The sequence below is a fragment of the Pantoea sp. Pa-EAmG genome (assembly GCF_030024295.1).
Classification (GTDB): Bacteria; Pseudomonadota; Gammaproteobacteria; order Enterobacterales; family Enterobacteriaceae; genus Pantoea; species Pantoea dispersa.
In genome coordinates, this window is the sequence record NZ_JASEWO010000413.1 from 1 (window position 1) to 602 (window position 602).

Annotated in this window: 1 protein-coding gene; it reads right to left on the minus strand. The window is 58.6% G+C overall.

Annotated features, from left to right (window positions below):
- On the minus strand, nt 1-602 hold a 602-nt coding region (locus QMM04_RS22980; RefSeq protein WP_282997206.1), incomplete at both ends, for a transglycosylase domain-containing protein.

A 602-nucleotide genomic window follows, 5' to 3' on the forward strand; every position in this document is an offset into this window, starting at 1 on the left:
GCGGCGTGATCACGCCCCCTTTCGGCTGCACACCCAGCGGACGCGCCGAGAGCATGTCATACAGCTCCTGATCGATCACGTTCTGCTGCTGCAGTAAACGCAGCACCAGGTTACGACGCTCCAGCGCCAGTTTCGGGTTGCGCCACGGGTTGTACAGTGACGCACCTTTCACCATACCAACCAGCATCGCCTGCTGATCGAGACTCAGTTCATCCACCGGACGACCAAAGTAGTACAGACTCGCCAGTGGGAACCCGCGGATCTGATCGTTGCCCGCCTGGCCGAGATACACCTCGTTCAGGTAAAGCTCAAGAATGCGATCTTTGCTGTAGCGCGCATCCATGATCACCGCCATATAGGCTTCACGCGCTTTACGCCACAGTGAACGTTCGTTGGTCAGGAACAGGTTTTTCACCAGCTGCTGCGTCAACGTACTGCCGCCCTGCACCGCTTTACCGGCGGTGATGTTGGCGAGGAACGCACGACCAATCGAGTACGGGCTGATGCCATCATGCTCGTAGAAGTGGCGGTCTTCGGTAGCGATCAACGTACTGACCAGCAGATCCGGGAAGCCCGCACGCGGCACGAACAGACGCTGCTCA